This window comes from Treponema sp. R80B11-R83G3, assembly GCF_054786115.1.
This window is the reverse complement of the sequence record NZ_BDHF01000466.1, coordinates 1-483: the sequence shown is the minus strand read 5'-3', so window position 1 is coordinate 483 and position 483 is coordinate 1. Positions and strand designations below refer to the sequence as shown.

Below are 483 nucleotides of genomic sequence, written 5' to 3'. Positions count from 1 at the left end.
GAGAACGGCGTGTATGTCGGCGTAACAAAACAGAGCGGAACCAATTCCGCCGCTGTAGCCGACCGTGTGTACGCTAAACTTGATGAAATCGCCGCCCTGCTTCCCGCAGACGTAACCTTGAAAATAACCCAGGACAACACGACGCAAATCCGCGACATGATAAGCGAACTGACGAATTCACTGCTTGTCGGGTTTGTCCTTGCAATTGGAATATTGTTTATTTTTTTAAGAACCATTAAAAGCACGATAATTATCGGCATTTCCATTCCGTTTTCGATACTGGTTACGTTCCTTTTCATGAGCCTTGCCGGCATCACCTTGAACATGCTGACAATGGCGGGGCTTATTCTTGGACTTGGAATGATCGTTGACTGCTCCATTGTAATACTGGAAAACATTTTCAAGTTCAGGGAGCGAGGCGCAAAGACCGATATTTCGGCGATGCTCGGCAGTCAGGAAATGATGTCGTCCATCATCTCGTCA

1 protein-coding gene is annotated in these 483 nt (G+C 47.0%); it reads left to right on the top strand.

The window, feature by feature from the left end; genetic code table 11:
• The coding region (locus ACYVRH_RS14495) for an efflux RND transporter permease subunit (protein WP_461257570.1) at positions 1 to 483 on the top strand (483 nt) is incomplete at both ends.